The following is a 17,901-nucleotide window of genomic DNA, read 5'->3' on the forward strand; positions in this document are numbered from 1 at the left end:
TTAAAGATTCAGGAATCGCGCCCGCTCCGCAGGGACCTATTTCCGCCAGCTTGGTTATCGAAAGGTTTTAGGATAAGAAGGGTTTAATCCCCGAACGTAACAGGAACTTCCGTCGCTTGGCGCCGAAAAGCGTGGCAGTATCGACGGGTGATTCGCGGCACCGGATTCTATGGCAGGCATGGACGACAACAACGATCTTTTCGGCAATCTGGAAAAGCAGCCCCAACCGGCTCGGACACCGGAGCGCCCGGCCGACCCGCTGGTGCAGGCCACGAAGCGTCCTGCCGCGACCAAGGACGGCAGCGAGGGCTATAGCGCCGCCGACATCGAGGTGCTGGAGGGGCTGGAGCCGGTGCGGCGCCGTCCCGGCATGTATATTGGCGGCACCGACGACAAGGCGATGCACCATCTGTTTGCCGAGGTCATCGATAATTCGATGGACGAGGCGGTCGCCGGCCATGCCACCTTCATCGATGTCGAGCTGTCGGCCGACGGGTTTCTGACCGTTACCGACAATGGCCGCGGCATTCCGGTCGATCCGCATCCGAAATTCAAGAAGCCGGCGCTCGAAGTCATCATGACGACGCTGCATTCGGGCGGCAAGTTCGATAGCAAGGTCTATGAGACCTCCGGCGGTCTGCACGGTGTCGGCGTCTCGGTCGTAAATGCGCTGTCGGACCATCTCGAAGTCGAAGTCGCGCGCGGTCGCCAGCTTTACCGCCAAAGGTTCTCGCGCGGCGTTCCGGTGAGCGGGCTGGAGCAGCTCGGCGAAGTGCACAACCGGCGCGGCACCAAAATCCGCTTCCATCCCGACGAGCAGATTTTCGGCAAGGGCGCCGCCTTCGAGCCGGCGCGGCTCTATCGCATGACCCGCTCGAAAGCCTATCTGTTCGGCGGCGTCGAGATCCGCTGGAGCTGCGACCCATCGCTGATCAAGGAAAAGGACCAGACGCCCGCCAAGGCGGAGTTCCATTTCCCCGGCGGCTTGAAGGACTATCTCAAGGCATCGCTTGGCGACGACTTCCAGGTGACCCGCGAGATCTTCGCCGGCAAGAGCGAAAAACAGGGCGGCCACGGCTCGCTGGAATGGGCGGTGACCTGGTTCGGCGGTGACGGCTTCGTCAACTCCTACTGCAACACCATCCCGACCGGCGAAGGCGGCACGCATGAGGCCGGCTTTCGCAATGTGCTGACGCGCGGGCTTCGGGCCTATGCCGACTTGGTCGGCAACAAGCGCGCCTCGATCGTCACCTCCGAAGACGTTATGATCTCGGCGGCCGGCATGCTGTCGGTTTTCATCCGCGAGCCGGAATTCGTCGGCCAGACCAAGGACAGGCTGGCAACGATCGAAGCCATTCGCATTGTCGAGACCGCCATCCGCGATCCCTTCGACCACTGGCTGGCCGACAATCCGCAGGAAGCCTCCAAGCTGCTGGAATGGGTGATTGCGCGCGCCGACGAGCGGGTGCGCCGGCGCCAGGAAAAGGAAGTGTCGCGCAAGAGCGCGGTGCGCAAGCTGCGCCTTCCCGGCAAGCTCGCCGACTGCACGCAGAACGCCGCCGCGGGCGCCGAACTGTTCATCGTCGAAGGCGACTCGGCCGGCGGCTCGGCCAAGCAGGCGCGCGACCGTGCGAGCCAGGCGGTGCTGCCGCTGCGCGGAAAAATCCTCAACGTCGCCAGCGCCGGCAACGACAAGCTCGCCGCCAACCAGCAGATATCGGACCTGATTCAGGCGCTCGGTTGCGGCACGCGCTCGAAATACCGCGACGAGGATTTGCGCTACGACCGCGTGATCATCATGACCGACGCCGACGTCGACGGCGCTCACATAGCCTCGCTGCTGATCACCTTCTTCTACCAGGAAATGCCGAACCTGGTGAATGGCGGCCATCTCTATCTGGCGGTGCCGCCGCTCTATTCGATCCGGCAAGGCGGCAAGGTTGCCTATGCCAGGGACGATGCGCACAAGGACGAGCTGTTGCGCACCGAATTCACCGGCCGCGCCAAGGTCGAGATCGGCCGCTTCAAGGGCCTGGGCGAGATGATGGCCGCGCAGCTCAAGGAAACCACCATGGACCCGAGGAAGCGCACGCTGCTCAGGGTCGATGTTATCGACGCCGTGGCCGCGACCAAGGATGCTGTCGACGCGCTGATGGGCACCAAGCCGGAAGCCCGCTTCCGCTTCATCCAGGAACGCGCCGAATTCGCCGCGACGGAAGTGCTGGATATCTGAGCGCCGGCAACTCTTCGTTTTGACGCAGTTCCGGGCGGAAAACCGTTTCACACTTTTCCTGGAACTGCTCTAGCCTGCGCTTCCGATACGGAGACCAGCTTGTGATCTGGGCGCGGCTGAAGAGCTACTTCGAAACTAGTTTGGCGGGCCTGACGCAGCCGACGCGCTCGGATTGGATTTTCGCCCTGCGCACGGTTTCGGCCGGTCTGATCGCGCTTCTCGCTGCTTACGCGCTAAAACTCGACCACCCGCAATGGGCGATGATGACGGTCTTCATCGTCGCCCAGCCGGTCGCCGGCATGGTGCTGGCGAAAGGTTTTTACCGGCTGCTCGGCACGCTGGCCGGTGGACTTGCGGCGATCGGCATCACCTCGGTTTTCGGCACCAATCCCTGGCTGCTGGTCACGGCGCTGTCCGTCTGGATTGGGCTGTGCACGCTGGTTTCGTCGCTGCTGCGCAATCCGGAAGCCTATGGCGCCGCACTTGCCGGCTATACCGCGATGATCATTGGGCTGCCGGCTTTCGGCCAGCCGCATGTGATCGTCGATCTCGCTGTCGCGCGCTGCGCCGAGATCGTGCTCGGCATCGTCTGCGCCGGCCTGACCAGCCGGCTGATCCTGCCCAAGCTGGCCGCTGACGCCATCATCTCCAGGCTGAAGCGCAGCATCCTCGACCTTGCAACCTATGCGGGCGGCGCTTTTTCCGGCGGCGACCCGGCGAGACTGGCCGGCCTGCACGGCAAGCTGATCACGGACGCCCAGATGCTGGCCGAGATGCGCACCTATGCCCGGCTCGAAGCCCCGAGCTTCGCCACCCGCGCCCATCCGGTCCGCCTCACCATCGGTCAGCTTCTGTCGGCGCTGTCGGCGGCACGCGCGCTGCATTCTCACGCCGCGCCGAAAAACGCAGCGCTCATTCCGGTGCGCTCGGAACTGCAGTCGCTGGTCAGCGAACTGGCAGCCACGCCCGAGGCGCTGGAGGACACGTCGCCCTGGGTGACGCGGCTCGACGCGATTGCCGGCAAGGCCCGGCAAATGCCCGACGCCTCGACCGATCAGGGCGACGACAGGGTCGGCACCATCACGCGCCTCACCATCGCCGCCGATTTCGCCGAAGCCTTCAAGCAGGTGCTGCGCGGCCTCGACGCCCTGCGCGCACCGGTGACGCGCCCGAGCCGGAGCAACATGCAGCTGCCTGCGCTGGTGGTGCATCGCGATTATCCCGGGGCTTCGCGCAATGCCATACGCGCCGCCCTCGCCACGCTGGCGGTCGCCGCCTTCTGGCTGACGACGAAATGGTCCGACGCGGCCGGCACCGTTATCCTCGTTGCGGTCGTCTCCAGTCTTTTCGCCGCGCGGCCTGACCCGGTGCGGGTGTCCTGGGGCTTCTTCAAGGGTACGCTGCTGGCTTTGCCCTTTGCCTTCCTTGTTGGCCAGGTCGCGCTGCCTGCTTTGCCCGGCTTCGGCTGGTTCACGCTGTTTGTCGTGCCGATCCTGGTACCGACGGCGCTGGGCATGGCCAATCCGCGCACCGTCGGCGTGGCGACGGCCTTTGCAATCAATTTCCTCGCCTTCCTCAGCCCGCATCAGGCGATGACCTATGCCCCAGGCCCGTTCTTCGCCGGCTCGGCGTCGGTGCTGGTCGGCATCCTGCTGGCTATCTGCGTCTTCATCGTGGTGCTGCCGGTGGATCCATGGCGCGCGGCCAACCGCATCGTGCGCGCCATGCGCGAGGATCTGGCGCGGCTGTGCCTGCATGAGCGGGTGCCGCGGCGTTCGGCCTTCGAGAGTCTGGCCTATGACCGCATCAACCAGCTGATGCCGCTCTTGCAAAATGCCGGCAGGAAAGGCGATGCGATCCTGGGCGGCGGGGTCGCCGCCGTTACCGTCGGCCTCGAAATCCTGCGCCTGCGCGCCGCGCAGCAGAGGCCGTCCACTCCTACCGACACCGCGCTCTCGATCGCCAATTTCCTGCGCGGCCTCGCGCGTGAACTGCTCTTTCGCGCAACCGGCGATCCACAGACAGCAACTGTCACTGTGGCCCGGCAATATGCAGCCAGCCTTTCAGAGCGCAGCGGCGGTGCGGATATGCTGCAGATCGCAGCCTCGCTGCGCATCATCGCCGCCGCGATCGAGGATTTCCCGGATTTCTTCGCCAAGGACCGAGTTTAGGGCGTCAGGCCGCGGCTATCGCCAGCGCATGCCCGCGCGCGTTTTCCCGCAGCGCGTCGAGGTGGATCGACTTGACCAGGCCGGCGATATCGCCCTCGGTGGCCGGACCGCCAAGCTCCTTCAGCATCAGCCAGCTGACCTCCTGCACGCCGGCGAGGCGCTTGCCGTTGGCGACCTCGCGCCAGATTTTGAGCGCGCGCAGGATGATGCCATGGGTGGAAGCGGCAAGGCCGGCGCTGCGGAAGAGCGCCTGCAACGCAACGTCCTGGCCGCCTGCGAGCAAGGCCCGCACCCGCTGCTCCGACTGCTGGCTGAGCGCAACCAGGGCCGAGCCGAAAAAGTCGACCTTGCCGTGGGCAATGGCACGGATGATGAAACTTGCGGTCAGGTCGCCGCTCAGGCGCAGATGTTCGATAAGTGCCGCATGTTCCTCAGTGCGCGTGCCTTCGACCAGCCGCACCGAAGCCTTGACGCAAGCATCGCGCGTGACCCGCTCGGCTCTGGCCGCCCCCATCAGCGCCATCACCAGCGGCGAAGCCTTCAGCGTTTCGCCGAGCTTGACCAGCAGCATGTGCCGGCAGTCGGCCGGCAGCCGCACATCCGTGACCATTGCCTCGCGCAAATGAGCGATATGGCCATGCCGCTCGGCCATGCGGCGGAAGCTGAGCGACGCGATATCGGCGCCGTCATTGGCGAGCAGCGCCGCACACGCTTCCGGTTCGCCGATCTCGGCGATCGCCGCGGCAACCGCCATCGAAACGACCGGCCGGTCGGCGATCAGTTTTTGCGTCGCCTTGTGCCCGGCCGCGACGCGGTCGATCAGGTCGGCGTCCGTCAGCAGCGGGGAGCGCGCCAGCACCAGGGCTGCCACTTCCGGCTGATCGGAGGCAAGCGCGCTGATGATCTGCAGCGGCGCGTGATGGCTCATCGACAGCGCTTCGGCCATAGCCAGCCGCACCTTCGACGAGGCGTCGTCGAGCAGCAGCGTCAGCGCCGCTTCGGCCGCGCAACGGTCTTCGAAAGGCAGGTCGGAATTGACGTAGGCGCGGGCCAGCGCGCTCGCCGCCGCGGCGCGCTCCGAAACTCTCGCGGTGTAGATCCATTTGAGAAAATGCGAGACAACCATACTGCCTGCTACGCCCCTTGCCGGAAAGCTTCCGGCCCCAGGAATGACCCTAGGCAGAAATGGTTTACGAACGGTTCACCATGTTTATTAACTGGCTTGCGGGTGGCATGGGCAGCGCCTATCAACCGTCAGGCAGCGGAGGAGAAAAACGATGCCCGGGCTTTATCTCGAAGAGTTCGTCGTCGGACATGTCTTTCGGCACACGCTGCGCAAGACCGTCACCGAAAGCGATAACATGCTGTTCTCGGTGATGACGCTCAACCCGCAGCCGCTGCACATCGACTTCGACTTCGCCGCCAAGAGCGAATGGGGCAGACCGCTGGTCAATTCGCTGTTCACGCTCGGCCTGATGATCGGCATTTCCGTCAATGACATCACCGTCGGCACCACAATTGCCAATCTCGGCATGAAGGAGACGGTGTTTCCGCACCCGGTCTTCCACGGCGACACCATCCGTGTCGAAACGACGGTGCTCTCAGTCAGGGACTCGAAATCGAAGCCGGACCGCGGCATCGTCGAGTTCGAGCATCACGCCTACAATCAGAACGATGTGCTCGTTGCCAAATGCACGCGCCAGGCGATGATGATGAAAAAGGCGGCCTGATGCGCTCGCTGCTGTTTGTGCCCGGGGATTCCAAAAAGAAACTGGAGAAGGGTTTTGGCGCCGGCGCCGACGTGGTCATCGTCGACCTTGAGGATTCCGTGGCGCCACAAAACAAGCCGTCGGCACGCGACATCGCAGCACGCTTTATTGCCGGCAACAGGCAGCAGACAAGCTCCGCCATCTATATCAGAGTCAACGACCTATCGACCGGGTTGACCGACGATGATCTGGCCGCCCTGGTTCCGGTCAAACCCGACGGCATCATGCTGCCGAAGTCGAACAGCGGCCAGGATGTCCAGCAGCTATCCGTAAAGCTCCGCGTACATGAGGCCGAAAACGGATTGCCGGATGGCGCGATCAAGATCCTGCCGATCATTACCGAGACCGCTGCTGGGTTGCTGGCCGCCGCGACCTATGCCGGGGCAAGCGCCAGGCTTGCCGGCCTCACCTGGGGTGCCGAAGATCTGTCGGCGGCGATCGGCGCGCAGGCTGCGCGCGACGATAACGGCCGCTACACCGATGTCTTCCGCCTTGCCCGCACCATGACCATCCTTGCCGCCGGCGCAGCTGAAGTCGCGGCGATCGACACGGTTTTCCCCGCCTTTCGCGACATGGCCGCCTTCGAAGCCGAATGCACGGAGGCCGAGCGTGACGGCTTTACCGGCAAGATGGCGATCCATCCGGCGCAAGTGCCGGTCATCAACGCCGCCTTCACGCCATCGGCGGAGGCAGTGCAACGCTCGCAGGCCATCGTCGCGGCCTTCGAGGCGGCCGGAAATCCCGGCGTGGTCGGCATTGACGGCAAGATGTATGACCGGCCGCATCTCAGGCTCGCCGAACGGCTTCTGGCTCGCGCCAAGGCAGTCGGGGTTTAGTCCCGCGCCAGCACGATGACCCGGTCCTCAGGCAGGTAGGCCAGCGCTTGCGACTTCAACGGGTTGACGGTGACGCCGCCCAGAGCCCGCTCATCACTCTGCGCAGCGCGAACGCGCCTATGTCCGATGGCGATCTCGCCGCGCAGCCGCGCCGATTCCGCGATCGTCCAGAACGTCACCGGCTGATCGATGGCGACATAGTGGCCGACCGGACGCATGTAGATTTCGGAGCCCTCCTCGTCGAGCAGGTCATCGAAGATCGCGGCGAGATGCTGGTTCTCCGATGCCTGCGCCAGCATCAGGCTGACCAGCCGGTTGCTGACGACGAAGTCATCGGCCTTGGTCACCGCCGCCAACTCGCGGTTGCGCACGTCGATCATTTCGCTAACAATCGAGATATGCGTGCCGGCATCGTCTGCGATTTTGCGCAAATGCAGCAGCGTCACCAGCGTGCGCGTATCGGCGGGCTGCGCTGCCATGGTCTCGCTGTAGCCGAGGACGAGCACGTGGTCGTAGGAAGGCACGTCCAGGCTTGCCAGTGCTGTGCTGCTCGACGTGTCGGTGATCCGGCAGGAAACCGACAGATTGTCGCCGACGACCGGCAGCCCGGTAACTTCCTGTTCGAGGCCTGGCGTATCGGCGGCGATGGTCAGGATCGAACCAGGCGCGACATAGCGCGACAGTTCATAGGTTATGATCGGACCGCGCCGGTTCCAGCCAAGGATCAGCGTGCGCTCCGGCTTCGCCTCGATGGGCTGATGGCGAAGAATCGCCGCGGCATCGATCTTGGCTCCGGCGCTTCCCAGCTTGATGGCGGCATCGTCCTCGGCAATGATGATGGCGCGCGTGTCCTTGCCGATTACCAGCTCCGACGGCGGGTTGAGATTGACGCGCCCCTGCTGGTCGCAGAGCCCGATCAGCGTGCAATGCTCATACGCCATCACTGCCTCGCCGAAGGTCTTGCCGGTGAGATCAGGCTGCTCGGTCGTGTAGATTTCGCAGCCGTCGAAATCGAGCAGCTCCGAATAGACGCCGCTGAGACCCGACTGCCGGCTCGAATGCACGACGATGCGCGAGATCAGCTGGTCGGCCAGGACAAGCTGTACCTCGGCCCCGCCGACGACGCGGGCGACCTCGGCGTTCTTTCCGTCGCGGATCTCGGCGGCGATGTTATAGGGCGCCGTGCGCCGGTTCGGGTCGTTGGCCAGCGCCAGCACCGTCTTGATCACCTGCGAATCCGGGTCGTCGCCGTCCGGCGACAGCACGATGATCGAGCGCGAGGTCTGCGGGTTGACGATGGCCAGATCGTAGAGGTCGGTCGGGTCGCCGCTGCGGCAGATGATGCGTGTATTGCCCAGTCTGCCGACTTTGGCGGCGATCTCGTCCTCCATCGCCACCTTGTCCATATTGGCCATGACGACAATGCGCGGATGGCGGCGGCTGGCATTGGCAATGACGAGTTCGGAGATGACGTCGAAGATCGACGGCGACCAGTTGAGGATGATGGTGTGGTCGCTCTCCAGCACCCGCGAACGGCCCTTGCGCAATTCATCGAGCTTGCTGTCGACGCCGGCGCTGAGCACGCCGATGAGGGCCGACACGACGAAGATGCCGGCGAGCGTGACAAAGAGCATGACGAGACGAAAGGCCCAGCCGGTGTCGCCGCCCATCGTGCCGGAATCGAGCGTGCGCATCAGCGATTCCCAGAATGCTTCGAAGAAGTTCAGTGGTTCGCCGCCCTCCGGCGCGATGCGGGTCACCGCAAGGAAAGCCGCGGCGGCGATGATGATCAGCAGGGAAGCGACGGCGAGCCAGCCGATCAGCGCGATAGGGCCGGCGGCCATGCTCTTGTCAAACCCGTAGCGCAGCCGGGTTCCCAGCGAGTCTCGTTTCTTCATGTCGCCGGCGTCCCCCAATATCCCTATGGTCGATGCGCCAACCCCAACGCTCGCCGAAGCCGCTGTCTTAGCCTGTGTTTAAATAAAGGGGAATCGCTTTCGGGTGTCAGCCGTTCCACGGCCCCTCATAATCGGCATAGAGCTTTGCCGGATCGGGTCGCGGCCGTTCCGGCGCCGGGCCCTGGTAGGAGCCGATATGGATAAAGCCGACGACGCGCTCCTGCGGCGCCAACCCCAGGATCGCCCTGCCCTCGGCCACATCGGAATACCAGTTGCTGATCATGTTGGTGCCATAGCCCAGCGCATTGGCTGCAATCATCAGGTTCAGCGCCGCCATGCCGCCGGACAGGAACATTTCCCATTGCGGGATTTTTGGATTGTCCTTCGGAACCGACACCACGCCGATCACCAGCGGCGCGCGGGAAAACCGCGCAAGCTCCTGGTTGCGGCGGTTTTCCGGCAGCGGCCCTTCGCGCTGTTCGGCGAGCGCCGCCAGCTTCCTGCCGATCTCGAATCGCGCCTCGCCGCGATAAAGGATGAAGCGCCACGGCTCCAGTCGGCCGTGATCGGGCACACGGCTTGCAGCCGCGATCATGGTCGCGATATCGCCATCGCTGGGCGCCGGTTCCTTCAATTCAGGAATCGGTGCGGAGTTTCGGGTCAGCAGGAAGTCGATGATCGGCGACGCCATGGGGGCCAGGTCTCCTAAAGCACTCGATTTTGAGCTGAAGCGCGCCATTGCGGATCGGGGCGGCTCGGGCATTGGCGCGGGCGCGCCGGACGAAAGAACCTGTTGCCAAGGCGGTCGGACTCTTAAGCCTTGAAATTGCCACCGCCTTGGGCTTCAACGCAAGGCATGTTTGAGGGGAGATCGCGCCTTTTCCTGATTTGGCTCGCCGTAGCGCTGTTTGCGCCGGCCTCGATGGCCATGGCGCAGAATGCCGACGGCATCGGCAATCTGAAACTCCCCGATATTTCGAGCTATGCACCGCCCAAGGGCGAGACGCCGCTGGCACTCGGTGGCGGCGGTGCCATAACGCTGTCGGCGCAGTTGACCGACAAGGGCGCCGACATCACGCGCGGCATCGTCTGGCGCGTCTTCAAGCCCGAGGCCGCCGGCGACGGCAAGCTGCCGATGGTGGCTTCCGCGCATGGCGGCAGCGCCGTGTTCCAGCTCGAACCCGGCAGCTATCTGGTCCACGCCTCATACGGACGCGCCGGCGCCACCAAGCGCATCACCGTCGGCAAGGACGCCAGGCGCGAAAGCCTGGTGCTCGATGCCGGCGGCCTCAAGCTCGACGCGGTGCTGTCGGGCGGCGCGCGTATTCCGCCGAAAAAACTGCGCTTCTCCATTTATGAGGGCACCGCCGAGGCCAATGGCGACCGCGCTTTGATCATTCCCGATGTCGAGCCGAACAGCGTCGTGCGGCTCAACGCCGGCGTTTATCATGTCGTCTCCACCTATGGCGCGGTCAATGCCGTTATTCGTTCTGACATCCGTGTCGAAGCCGGCAAGCTGACCGAAGCCACCGTCGAGCATCGCGCGGCGGAGGAGACCATGAAGCTGGTGCGCGAGACCGGCGGCGAGGCCATCGCCGATACATCCTGGTCGCTGCTCAACGAATCCGGCGATCCGATCAAGGAGGCCGTCGGCGCCTTCGCCTCGATGGTGCTGGCCGAAGGCCAATACACCATCATCGCCAAGAACCGCGACCGCATCTACCAGAAGGATTTCACCGTGGTCGCTGGGCAGAACCAGGAGATCGAGGTGCTGGCCACTGATGCCTCTGCGATCGATCCGGAGGAAGGCGCCGACTGACCGGCGCGCCCATTGGCATCGGTTTGGCTGCTCAGTTGAAGTGGTAGTTCAGGGCTACGTCAGGCGGCCTTGCACAGGCGGCGCTGCAGGAAGTGGACCCGGCCGCGCGGCGCGTCGGGCGCTAGGTCGAAGACACCGCGATGAAGACGGTCGAGCAGCGTCTTGCGGTCGCGCAATGGCTCCAACTCATCCCAGCTCAGCACATCGCCGACGCGCACGTCGATCGCCTTGCCGGACAGCCGCGCAAATTCGCGGATGAGCATTGAAAGGCGCAACGTCAGCGACGCCTTGCCGACGAATTTCGCCAGCCTTCCTTCGCGCTCGGCCATGTTCATCGGACCGCTGACCAGATGGAACAGCCGGCCGTTCTGACCTGAAAAATGCATCGGCACCACCGACGCCTTGGCGTCCTGCACGAGGCGCGCCGGAAACATCTTCCACGGCAGGTCGCGCGCCCGGCCAAAGCCTTTCGGCGCCGTGGCGACGCCGCCGGCCGGAAATACGACGATGGTGACGCCCTCTTTCAACAGCCGCACTGCCTCGTGGCGCACCGCCATGTTGTTCTTCACCGCGTCCTTGGTCTCGGAAAAGTCGATCGGCAGCGAGTACGGTTCCATCTCGCGGATCTTCAGCAGATCCTTGTGGATCATGACGCGGAACGGACGCCCGAGCTGCTCGACGAGCGACAGCACGGCAATGCCGTCGCCAATGCCGAACGGGTGGTTGGCTACGATCACCAGCGGCGTGTCCGGCAGCCCCGCCGGCGGCCACCGATCGGTGCTGCGCACCTCGACGTCGATCAGCTCCAGCATGCGGCTGAACACGCGCTCGCCGGTCGGCGCCACCTGGCGGCGCCAGAAATCATAGAGCGCGGCATACCGGTCGCGCCCCGACAGACCTTCAATGGAATGGATGAACCAGCGCGTCAGCGCCGGCTGGCTCGCATTGGCGTAGGAGAGTTCGGGAAACGGCCTTTCCCGTATCTTCAGCTTGAGCATGGGGGCTCGTTACAAGGTTGGCGTGACAGGCATGTGAAAATGGCGGTGGATCGCTCCACCGCCATTTCTCCGAAATATTGATTGCTCAGGCCGCGCTGCGCCTTCGGTCGGGCGAAACAGCCTCGTCGGAAAGCAGCTTCAGCGCGTCGGCCAGCTTGAGCGATTCCTGATCGCGCGAGCCGAGCCGGCGGATGTTGACCGTCTCCTCTTCCGCCTCGCGCTTGCCGCATACGAGGATCACAGGAACCTTGGCCAGCGAATGCTCACGCACCTTGTAGTTGATCTTCTCGTTGCGCAGATCCGGTTCGGCCAAAAGTCCTGCCGCCTTCAACTGTGCGACGACCTTTCGCGCATAGTCGTCAGCATCCGAGGTGATCGTCGCCACAACCACCTGCAGCGGCGCGAACCACAGCGGGAAATGACCGGAATAATGCTCGATCAGGATGCCGAGAAAGCGTTCCATCGAACCGCAGATGGCGCGATGCACCATCACCGGCTGCTTCTTTTCCGAATCCGAACCTATGTAGAAGGCGCCAAAGCGTTCCGGCAGATTGAAGTCGACCTGCGTGGTGCCGCACTGCCATTCGCGGCCGATGGCGTCCTTCAGCACATATTCGAATTTCGGCCCATAGAAAGCGCCCTCGCCCGGATTGATCGAGGTCTTGATGCGGTTTCCCGAGCGCGTCCTGATTGTATCCAGCACGTTGCCCATGATCGCCTCGGCATGATCCCAGGCCTCGTCGGTGCCGACGCGCTTATCCGGCCGCGTCGACAGCTTCACGCTGACATCGTCGAAGCCGAAATCGGCGTAGGTCGACAGGATCAGATCGTTGATGCGCAGGCACTCCGCGGCCAGCTGCTCCTCGGTGCAGAAGATGTGCGCATCGTCCTGCGTGAAGCCGCGCACGCGCATCAGCCCGTGCAAGGCGCCGGACGGTTCGTAACGATGCACATTGCCGAATTCCGCAAGCTTTACGGGCAGATCGCGATAGGATTTCAACCCATGCTTGAATATCTGCACGTGGCCCGGACAATTCATCGGCTTCAGCGCGAACACGCGGTCGTCGTCGGTGTCGTCGCCGGCCACCGTCACCTTGAACATGGCATCGCGATACCAGCCCCAGTGGCCAGACGTCTCCCACAGGCTCTTGTCGAGAACCTGCGGTGCGTTGACCTCCTGGTAGCCCTGCTCGTCGAGGCGGCGGCGCATGTAGTTGACCAGATTCTGGAACATCTTCCAGCCCTTGGCGTGCCAGAAGACGACGCCCGGCCCCTCTTCCTGGAAATGGAACAGGTCCATCTCGCGGCCGAGTTTGCGGTGGTCGCGCTTCTCTGCCTCTTCCAGCATCGTCTGGTAGGCATCGAGTTCAGCTTGCTCGGCCCAGGCCGTGCCGTAGATGCGGGTCAGCATGGGGTTGTTCGAATCGCCACGCCAATAGGCGCCGGCCACCTTCATCAGCTTGAAGGCGTTGCCGATCTGCCCGGTGGAGGCCATGTGTGGGCCGCGGCAGAGGTCGAACCAGTCACCCTGGGAATAGATCTTGAGATCCTGGTCTTCGGGAATGGCGTCGATCAGCTCGAGCTTGTAGCGCTCGCCCTTCTCGGCAAAGACCTTTTTCGCCTTGTCGCGCGACCAGACTTCCTTGGTGAACGGCTTGTTACGCGCAATGATCTCGCGCATCTTCTTTTCGATCACCGGGAAATCGTCAGGCGTGAACGGCTCGTTGCGGGCGAAGTCGTAATAGAATCCGTTCTCGATCACCGGCCCGATGGTCACTTGCGTTCCCGGCCACAGTTCCTGCACGGCCTCCGCCAGCACGTGTGCTGCATCATGACGGATGAGTTCCAGCGCGCGCGGATCGCTGCGGGTGATGATCTCGACCTTGCCGGACTTGCCAAGCGGGTCGGAAAGATCGCGAACGGTGCCGTCGATGGCATAGGCGACAGCCTTCTTGGCCAGCGACTTCGAGATCGATTCGGCGAGGCCCGCACCGGTCATCGCCGCGTCATAGTCGCGGACGGAGCCATCGGGAAATGTCAGGGAAACGGAATTCAGCATCGGGTATCTCCTATCCAGTCCCGCAAACGAGCGCGGGTGGTCGTGGTGTGAAGCCGGAGGCATCCGGCAGCGGGCGGGTTTTAGAGGCCACGCGGCATCAGGTAAAGAGCCGTCGTTGGCGCAGCTGTCAGGAAATGGCGCGACAGATGTCGCAGGCCAGTCGCACAGGCTTGCGAATTTCCCCGACACGAGGTTGGAATCCCCGGCATGGAAGACGCAAAATCCAGCCGAACCGCCTTGGGCGTCGCGCGCATGCGGGCCCTCCACCAGTTCTCGCAGCAGGCGGCGCTGTTTCGCGACCCATATGCGAGTGCGATACTGGGCGATGCCGCACCGACGGTGCAGGAGCTCGAGCAGGAAGGTGAGCGCAGCCGGCGCATGCGCCTGTTCGTGGCAGCGCGCGCCCGCCTCGCCGAGGACTGGCTGGCTGCGGCGGTGCGCCGGGGCGTCCAGCAAGTGGTGGTGCTCGGCGCCGGCCTCGACACTTTCTCGCTGCGCAATCCGTACCCTGATGTCGCGGTGTTCGAAGTCGATCACCCGGCGACACAGGCCTGGAAACGGAAATGCATCGCCGATGCTGGTCTTGCCGAACCGCGGGCCACCATGTTCGTGCCGGTCAACTTCGAGCGCCAGCGCCCCGCGGATGGCCTGGCATCGGCCGGTTTGCGGCAGACCGAGCCCAGTTTCTTCATCTGGCTGGGTGTCGTTCCGTATCTGAGCCAGGACGCAATCTTCAGCACCCTGTCCTGGATTGCCGGCATGCCCGGTTCGGAGGTCGTCTTCGACTACAGCGAGCCGGCCGAGAACCGCGATGCGGCTGGACAGGCTGCCCTCTCTTTCCATGCGGCGCGCGTCGCCGCTGCCGGAGAGCCCTGGATCAGCTTCTTCGTGCCCGCGGCACTGGCGCAATCGCTGCGCGAGCTCGGCTTCGATGAGATCGAAGATCTGGAAAGCAGCGACATCGCCGCCCGCTTCTCCAGGACGCCAAAGGCGGAGACAAGGAATTCCGGCGGCCACATCCTTCGTGCCCGCCGGAGCACTTGAAGCTAAAGCAAGTTCACTTCACCAGTTGCGGCAACTCCCTCAGTAACGCCGCGCGTGTCGCCGGGCCTTTCGGCATGTCGATCGGCTTGGTGTCGACGACCAGCCGGGCGAAGACGATCCGGCGGCCGCCCTTTTCGGCCCAGCCGACGAACCAGCCCAGCGCGCGCTTGTCCTTGCTGTTTCCCAGCCTGGTGCTGCCGGTTTTGCCCCGCACCGTCCAGCCGCCGGCCTGGAAAGTCGGCAGGATGGCTCGGGTCATCTCATGCGCCTTGGCAGAAACCGGCATCTTGCCGGCGAGCAGCTGGCGCAGGAAGGCTGTCTGTTCGACCGGCGATATCTCAAGCGAGGAATTTATCCAGGATTGCGTGAGCCCGTTGTCCTTGTCGGCATCGCCCGAGACATCCATGTTGCCGTAGCCGAATTTCGAGACGTAGAGGGCAAAGCTTTTTGCGCCGAGCCGGCGCACGATCTCGCGCGAATACCATACGATCGAGTCGCGCTCCCAGATCGTCGGGTCGACGGCCTTGTGGTCGCGCTTCACGGCGTTGAACTCAGGCTTGTAATCCCAGCTCGGTGTATGCGCGTCGCTGAGGACACCGCTGTCGTAGCCGATCAGCGCCAGCGGCACCTTGAAGGTCGACGCCGGGCTGACGCGTTGGTCGCAGACGCCGCTTTGATAGAGCGTCTCGCCGCTCGCCGCGTCCTGGATAAGCGTGCAGGCGAAATCGCCAAGCGGCGCCGATTGCGCCCGCATCGGAAATCCCAGAAACCAGGCCAGCAGGAAGAGGACCGCGGCAATGATGAAGGGATGGGTTTCGATCCGACGCATGTGGGCTCTCCTGGGAATGACAGGAGGCGCTTAGCGAAGTGTCTTGGCTCGATTTTGACTCAAATGCGCAGTCTTTGTGCAGCCCGTTGTTAACCTTACCGGATTGTAAAGAAATGCCGCGCTGGCGATCTGGATCAGGGACCAGCGCGCCCGCCGTCAGGCCTCGCCGCGCTTCCTGCCGATCTGCCAATAACGCCATGGCATGAACCAGACATAGCGCTGATCGAGTACCTCCGGCACGCGATCGATGCCATGCGAACCGAAAGGGCCGCAGCGCAGCACGCGGAACAGCCCCATGAAGCCGCCGGCCCACAGACCATGGCGGGCGATCGCCTCATGCGCGTATTCGGAACAGGTCGGCAGATGCCGGCAGGAATTGCCGACAAATCCGGACAGCGTCAGTTGATAGAGGCGCACCAGCGACGTGCCGAAAATGCGGCCGGGTGTTTTGCGCCAGGGACCGGGCCAGTTGCGCCCGCGCCGGGTCCGTCCGGCGGCATGCACATGCCGATGCTGGTCGCCCACCGCAGTCTCTTTCCGAACGCGACCCGAAACCGGCTTCCGGGTCAGCTTGCGTTTCCAAACCGATAGATGTGAGCTTCGGCCGGCAAACGCAATCCTCTTCACTCACTCGCCTCTTTGTCGGCTTCAGGGTCGCGAGCGGCGAAAGGGATGCCGCTCCGCTGGAGCCGCCCAGCGGGTGGCCGGCCTTTGCTCGGTGCGCTGCACATGATGCTGCCTGTCGCCACGCCATTGAAACGTCGCGATCCGCATCACATCGCCAAAGATTTCCAGAAACTGGATCATGTCCGTGTCTCCTCTAAGAGCGGATTAGACGCCCGCTGGCCTTCGCCTTCAAACGAGTATAATTTCCGGTTCGGATAACTTCGGGTTATGCGAAATGAAGCGCGGACGGTTGCCCCTGACGGCGTTGCGAAGTTTCGAGGCAGCCGGCCGGCAATTGAGCTTTAGCCGGGCCGCCGAGGAGCTGTTCGTCTCGCAGGCCGCCATCAGTCGGCAGATCCGCGAACTCGAGCAGTTCCTGCACCAGCCCTTGTTCCACCGTCATCACCGCCGCGTCGAGTTGACCGAGGCCGGCCAGCGCCTGCTCGATCAGCTGGTCAGGAGTTTCGATGACATCGACAGGCTGCTTTCGGACCTGGTGGCTGTTCCGGCGCAGTCGGTGGTCCGCGTCAGTGTCGAGCCGTCGCTGGCCTCGGTATGGCTGTTGCCGCGGCTCAACCGCTTCAGCCAGTTGCGGCCCGATATCGACGTTTCCCTCGAAGTTGACCCAAGGCCGATCGAGTTCCGCAGCGATCAGCCCGAACTCGCCTTGCGCTTCAGCGCGCGCGCCACCTCATGGCCGCGCAGCGAGGCCGAATGGCTAGCCTCGACCGTCGATTCACCGGTCCTGTCGCCGGCCTTGCTGGGATCGGGCCCTGCCCTCGAAAAGCCGCTCGACCTTGCCCGCTACACGCTGTTGCACGAGGAAAATCGTCAGGGCTGGGCGCGCTGGTTCGAAGCGGCTGGCGTCGCCGCCGACGCCATTCCGGCGCGCGGCCCTATGCTGGCGGATGTGTCGCTGTCGAAGCAGGCCGCCCTGCTCGGCCACGGCGTGGCGCTGGGCGACCTCTTGCAGATCGGCGAGGAGATTGCGTCCGGCGCGCTGATCAAGCCGTTCGACATCGACGTCGCATCCGGCGCCTACTGGCTGGTGGCCAGGAGTTTGAAGGACCTGCCGGAGCCGGCTAAGGCCTTTGCCGACTGGGTGAGAAGCGAATTTGCCGAAAGCAGACGGGCGCAGGAACAGCAGACCTAAGCCGTCGTGCTTCTTAAGCCCTCGGTTCTATTTCTGCTGCGCGCCGGATGACATCACTCGGCCGTCGAAATTGACCGTCGTCTCGCGCCAAGCCTGGTAGCTATCGGCATAAATCGCAAGGCCAATGAAGGGCGCACAACGGGTAATCGCCCGAACTGCGCTGTCATCGAACTTCTTGCCCTGTGGTTCTGTTGCAAGATTGAGTACCTTCGGCGGCGCCGCCAGCGAACCATCCCGGTTAAAGCTGATTTTGACGCGTGTGGCCACAAGTTCGTCGCCGACGGGGATAATCCAGCAGCCAGCCAGCTTGTCAGCGAGGTAGGCGGCAGCCTTCTGCTGCGAGGCGTTTTCTGCGCCGGCAGCATAGCCACTCGTGACCAGCGAAACCACAAGGCCCGAAGCCACCATCAACCAATGCAAACACTT

16 protein-coding genes are annotated in these 17,901 nt (G+C 63.8%); 7 read left to right on the plus strand and 9 right to left on the minus strand.

Translation table 11 applies throughout. The annotated features are described in order from the left end of the window. Positions 1–178 precede the first annotated feature (178 nt). Both parE and X727_RS158830 read left to right on the plus strand, forming a co-directional pair. Positions 179–2,233: a DNA topoisomerase IV subunit B gene (parE, locus tag X727_RS158835; RefSeq protein WP_023744803.1), complete on the plus strand. Its 2,055-nt coding sequence runs from the start codon at positions 179–181 to the stop codon at positions 2,231–2,233. A 101-nt stretch (positions 2,234–2,334) separates the two neighbouring features. Beyond that, positions 2,335–4,404, plus strand: a complete 2,070-nt coding sequence (locus tag X727_RS158830; RefSeq protein ID WP_023744802.1) for an FUSC family protein — start codon at positions 2,335–2,337, stop codon at positions 4,402–4,404. 4 nt (positions 4,405–4,408) lie between these two features. Here the strand turns inward: X727_RS158830 and X727_RS158825 are convergent, their stop codons facing one another. Further along, entirely contained in the window at positions 4,409–5,530 is a 1,122-nt protein-coding gene (locus X727_RS158825; RefSeq protein ID WP_023833744.1) for a DUF2336 domain-containing protein, read from the minus strand. A 151-nt stretch (positions 5,531–5,681) separates the two neighbouring features. Here X727_RS158825 and X727_RS158820 point away from each other — a divergent pair, with 151 nt between their 5' ends. Together X727_RS158820 and X727_RS158815 are read left to right on the plus strand one after the other, a co-directional pair. Next, positions 5,682–6,134, plus strand: a complete 453-nt coding sequence (locus X727_RS158820; protein ID WP_023667608.1) for a MaoC family dehydratase — start codon at positions 5,682–5,684, stop codon at positions 6,132–6,134. Continuing rightward, on the plus strand, positions 6,134–7,009 hold the full coding sequence (locus X727_RS158815) for a CoA ester lyase (RefSeq protein WP_023710650.1): 876 nt from the start codon (positions 6,134–6,136) through the stop codon (positions 7,007–7,009). The genes X727_RS158820 and X727_RS158815 overlap by 1 nt, the downstream gene beginning before the upstream one ends. On the opposite strand, the gene X727_RS158810 is transcribed toward X727_RS158815, so the two are convergent. Both X727_RS158810 and X727_RS158805 read right to left on the minus strand, forming a co-directional pair. Beyond that, positions 7,006–8,907 (minus strand): hypothetical protein, encoded by a 1,902-nt coding sequence (locus tag X727_RS158810; protein ID WP_023744800.1) that lies wholly within the window; start codon positions 8,905–8,907, stop codon positions 7,006–7,008. The two genes, X727_RS158815 and X727_RS158810, sit on opposite strands and share 4 nt — an antisense overlap. Positions 8,908–9,013: 106 nt before the next feature. Beyond that, the gene (locus X727_RS158805) at positions 9,014–9,598 is read right to left on the minus strand and encodes a nitroreductase (RefSeq protein ID WP_023701213.1); all 585 of its coding nucleotides are present in this window, start codon (positions 9,596–9,598) and stop codon (positions 9,014–9,016) included. A gap of 165 nt (positions 9,599–9,763) precedes the next feature. On the opposite strand from X727_RS158805, the gene X727_RS158800 reads away from it, so the two are divergent. Next, positions 9,764–10,726, plus strand: a complete 963-nt coding sequence (locus tag X727_RS158800) for a hypothetical protein (RefSeq protein ID WP_023701214.1) — start codon at positions 9,764–9,766, stop codon at positions 10,724–10,726. A 59-nt stretch (positions 10,727–10,785) separates the two neighbouring features. Here the strand turns inward: X727_RS158800 and X727_RS158795 are convergent, their stop codons facing one another. Both X727_RS158795 and thrS read right to left on the minus strand, forming a co-directional pair. Beyond that, a complete protein-coding gene (locus X727_RS158795; RefSeq protein WP_023744799.1) occupies positions 10,786–11,724 on the minus strand; it encodes a GNAT family N-acetyltransferase in 939 nt (312 codons plus the stop codon). Between the two features lie 85 nt (positions 11,725–11,809). Then, on the minus strand, positions 11,810–13,783 hold the full coding sequence (thrS, locus tag X727_RS158790; protein ID WP_023667614.1) for a threonine--tRNA ligase: 1,974 nt from the start codon (positions 13,781–13,783) through the stop codon (positions 11,810–11,812). 207 nt (positions 13,784–13,990) lie between these two features. On the opposite strand from thrS, the gene X727_RS158785 reads away from it, so the two are divergent. Next, positions 13,991–14,827 (plus strand): SAM-dependent methyltransferase, encoded by an 837-nt coding sequence (locus X727_RS158785; protein ID WP_023695453.1) that lies wholly within the window; start codon positions 13,991–13,993, stop codon positions 14,825–14,827. Between the two features lie 13 nt (positions 14,828–14,840). Here X727_RS158785 and blaOXA read toward each other — a convergent pair whose 3' ends face one another. The 3 genes from blaOXA to X727_RS1000000168440 form a co-directional block, all read right to left on the minus strand. Next, the gene (blaOXA, locus tag X727_RS158780; RefSeq protein WP_023695454.1) at positions 14,841–15,656 is read right to left on the minus strand and encodes a class D beta-lactamase; all 816 of its coding nucleotides are present in this window, start codon (positions 15,654–15,656) and stop codon (positions 14,841–14,843) included. Positions 15,657–15,812: 156 nt separating this feature from the next. Continuing rightward, complete coding sequence (yidD, locus tag X727_RS158775; RefSeq protein ID WP_023667617.1) at positions 15,813–16,181, minus strand: membrane protein insertion efficiency factor YidD; 369 nt, start codon at positions 16,179–16,181, stop codon at positions 15,813–15,815. Between the two features lie 123 nt (positions 16,182–16,304). After that, on the minus strand, positions 16,305–16,463 hold the full coding sequence (locus tag X727_RS1000000168440; protein WP_023667618.1) for a hypothetical protein: 159 nt from the start codon (positions 16,461–16,463) through the stop codon (positions 16,305–16,307). A gap of 94 nt (positions 16,464–16,557) precedes the next feature. Between X727_RS1000000168440 and X727_RS158770 the strand changes: the two genes are divergently transcribed. After that, the gene (locus tag X727_RS158770; protein WP_023667619.1) at positions 16,558–17,475 is read left to right on the plus strand and encodes a LysR substrate-binding domain-containing protein; all 918 of its coding nucleotides are present in this window, start codon (positions 16,558–16,560) and stop codon (positions 17,473–17,475) included. Positions 17,476–17,502: 27 nt separating this feature from the next. On the opposite strand, the gene X727_RS158765 is transcribed toward X727_RS158770, so the two are convergent. Beyond that, entirely contained in the window at positions 17,503–17,886 is a 384-nt protein-coding gene (locus X727_RS158765; protein WP_155923527.1) for a hypothetical protein, read from the minus strand. Positions 17,887–17,901: the final 15 nt, after the last annotated feature.

This window comes from Mesorhizobium sp. L103C105A0, assembly GCF_000502215.1.
Taxonomy (GTDB): domain Bacteria; phylum Pseudomonadota; class Alphaproteobacteria; order Rhizobiales; family Rhizobiaceae; genus Mesorhizobium.

Bases quoted from the DNA above. Each gene is read 5' to 3' on its own strand.
- parE (WP_023744803.1), top strand. From the start codon at position 179: ATGGACGACAACAACGATCTTTTCGGCAATCTGGAAAAGCAGCCCCAA.
- X727_RS158825 (WP_023833744.1), bottom strand. From the start codon at position 5,530: ATGGTTGTCTCGCATTTTCTCAAATGGATCTACACCGCGAGAGTTTCG.
- X727_RS158820 (WP_023667608.1), top strand. From the start codon at position 5,682: ATGCCCGGGCTTTATCTCGAAGAGTTCGTCGTCGGACATGTCTTTCGG.
- X727_RS158815 (WP_023710650.1), top strand. From the start codon at position 6,134: ATGCGCTCGCTGCTGTTTGTGCCCGGGGATTCCAAAAAGAAACTGGAG.
- X727_RS158810 (WP_023744800.1), bottom strand. From the start codon at position 8,907: ATGAAGAAACGAGACTCGCTGGGAACCCGGCTGCGCTACGGGTTTGAC.
- X727_RS158805 (WP_023701213.1), bottom strand. From the start codon at position 9,598: ATGGCGTCGCCGATCATCGACTTCCTGCTGACCCGAAACTCCGCACCG.
- X727_RS158800 (WP_023701214.1), top strand. From the start codon at position 9,764: ATGTTTGAGGGGAGATCGCGCCTTTTCCTGATTTGGCTCGCCGTAGCG.
- X727_RS158795 (WP_023744799.1), bottom strand. From the start codon at position 11,724: ATGCTCAAGCTGAAGATACGGGAAAGGCCGTTTCCCGAACTCTCCTAC.
- thrS (WP_023667614.1), bottom strand. From the start codon at position 13,783: ATGCTGAATTCCGTTTCCCTGACATTTCCCGATGGCTCCGTCCGCGAC.
- X727_RS158785 (WP_023695453.1), top strand. From the start codon at position 13,991: ATGGAAGACGCAAAATCCAGCCGAACCGCCTTGGGCGTCGCGCGCATG.
- blaOXA (WP_023695454.1), bottom strand. From the start codon at position 15,656: ATGCGTCGGATCGAAACCCATCCCTTCATCATTGCCGCGGTCCTCTTC.
- X727_RS1000000168440 (WP_023667618.1), bottom strand. From the start codon at position 16,463: ATGATCCAGTTTCTGGAAATCTTTGGCGATGTGATGCGGATCGCGACG.
- X727_RS158770 (WP_023667619.1), top strand. From the start codon at position 16,558: ATGAAGCGCGGACGGTTGCCCCTGACGGCGTTGCGAAGTTTCGAGGCA.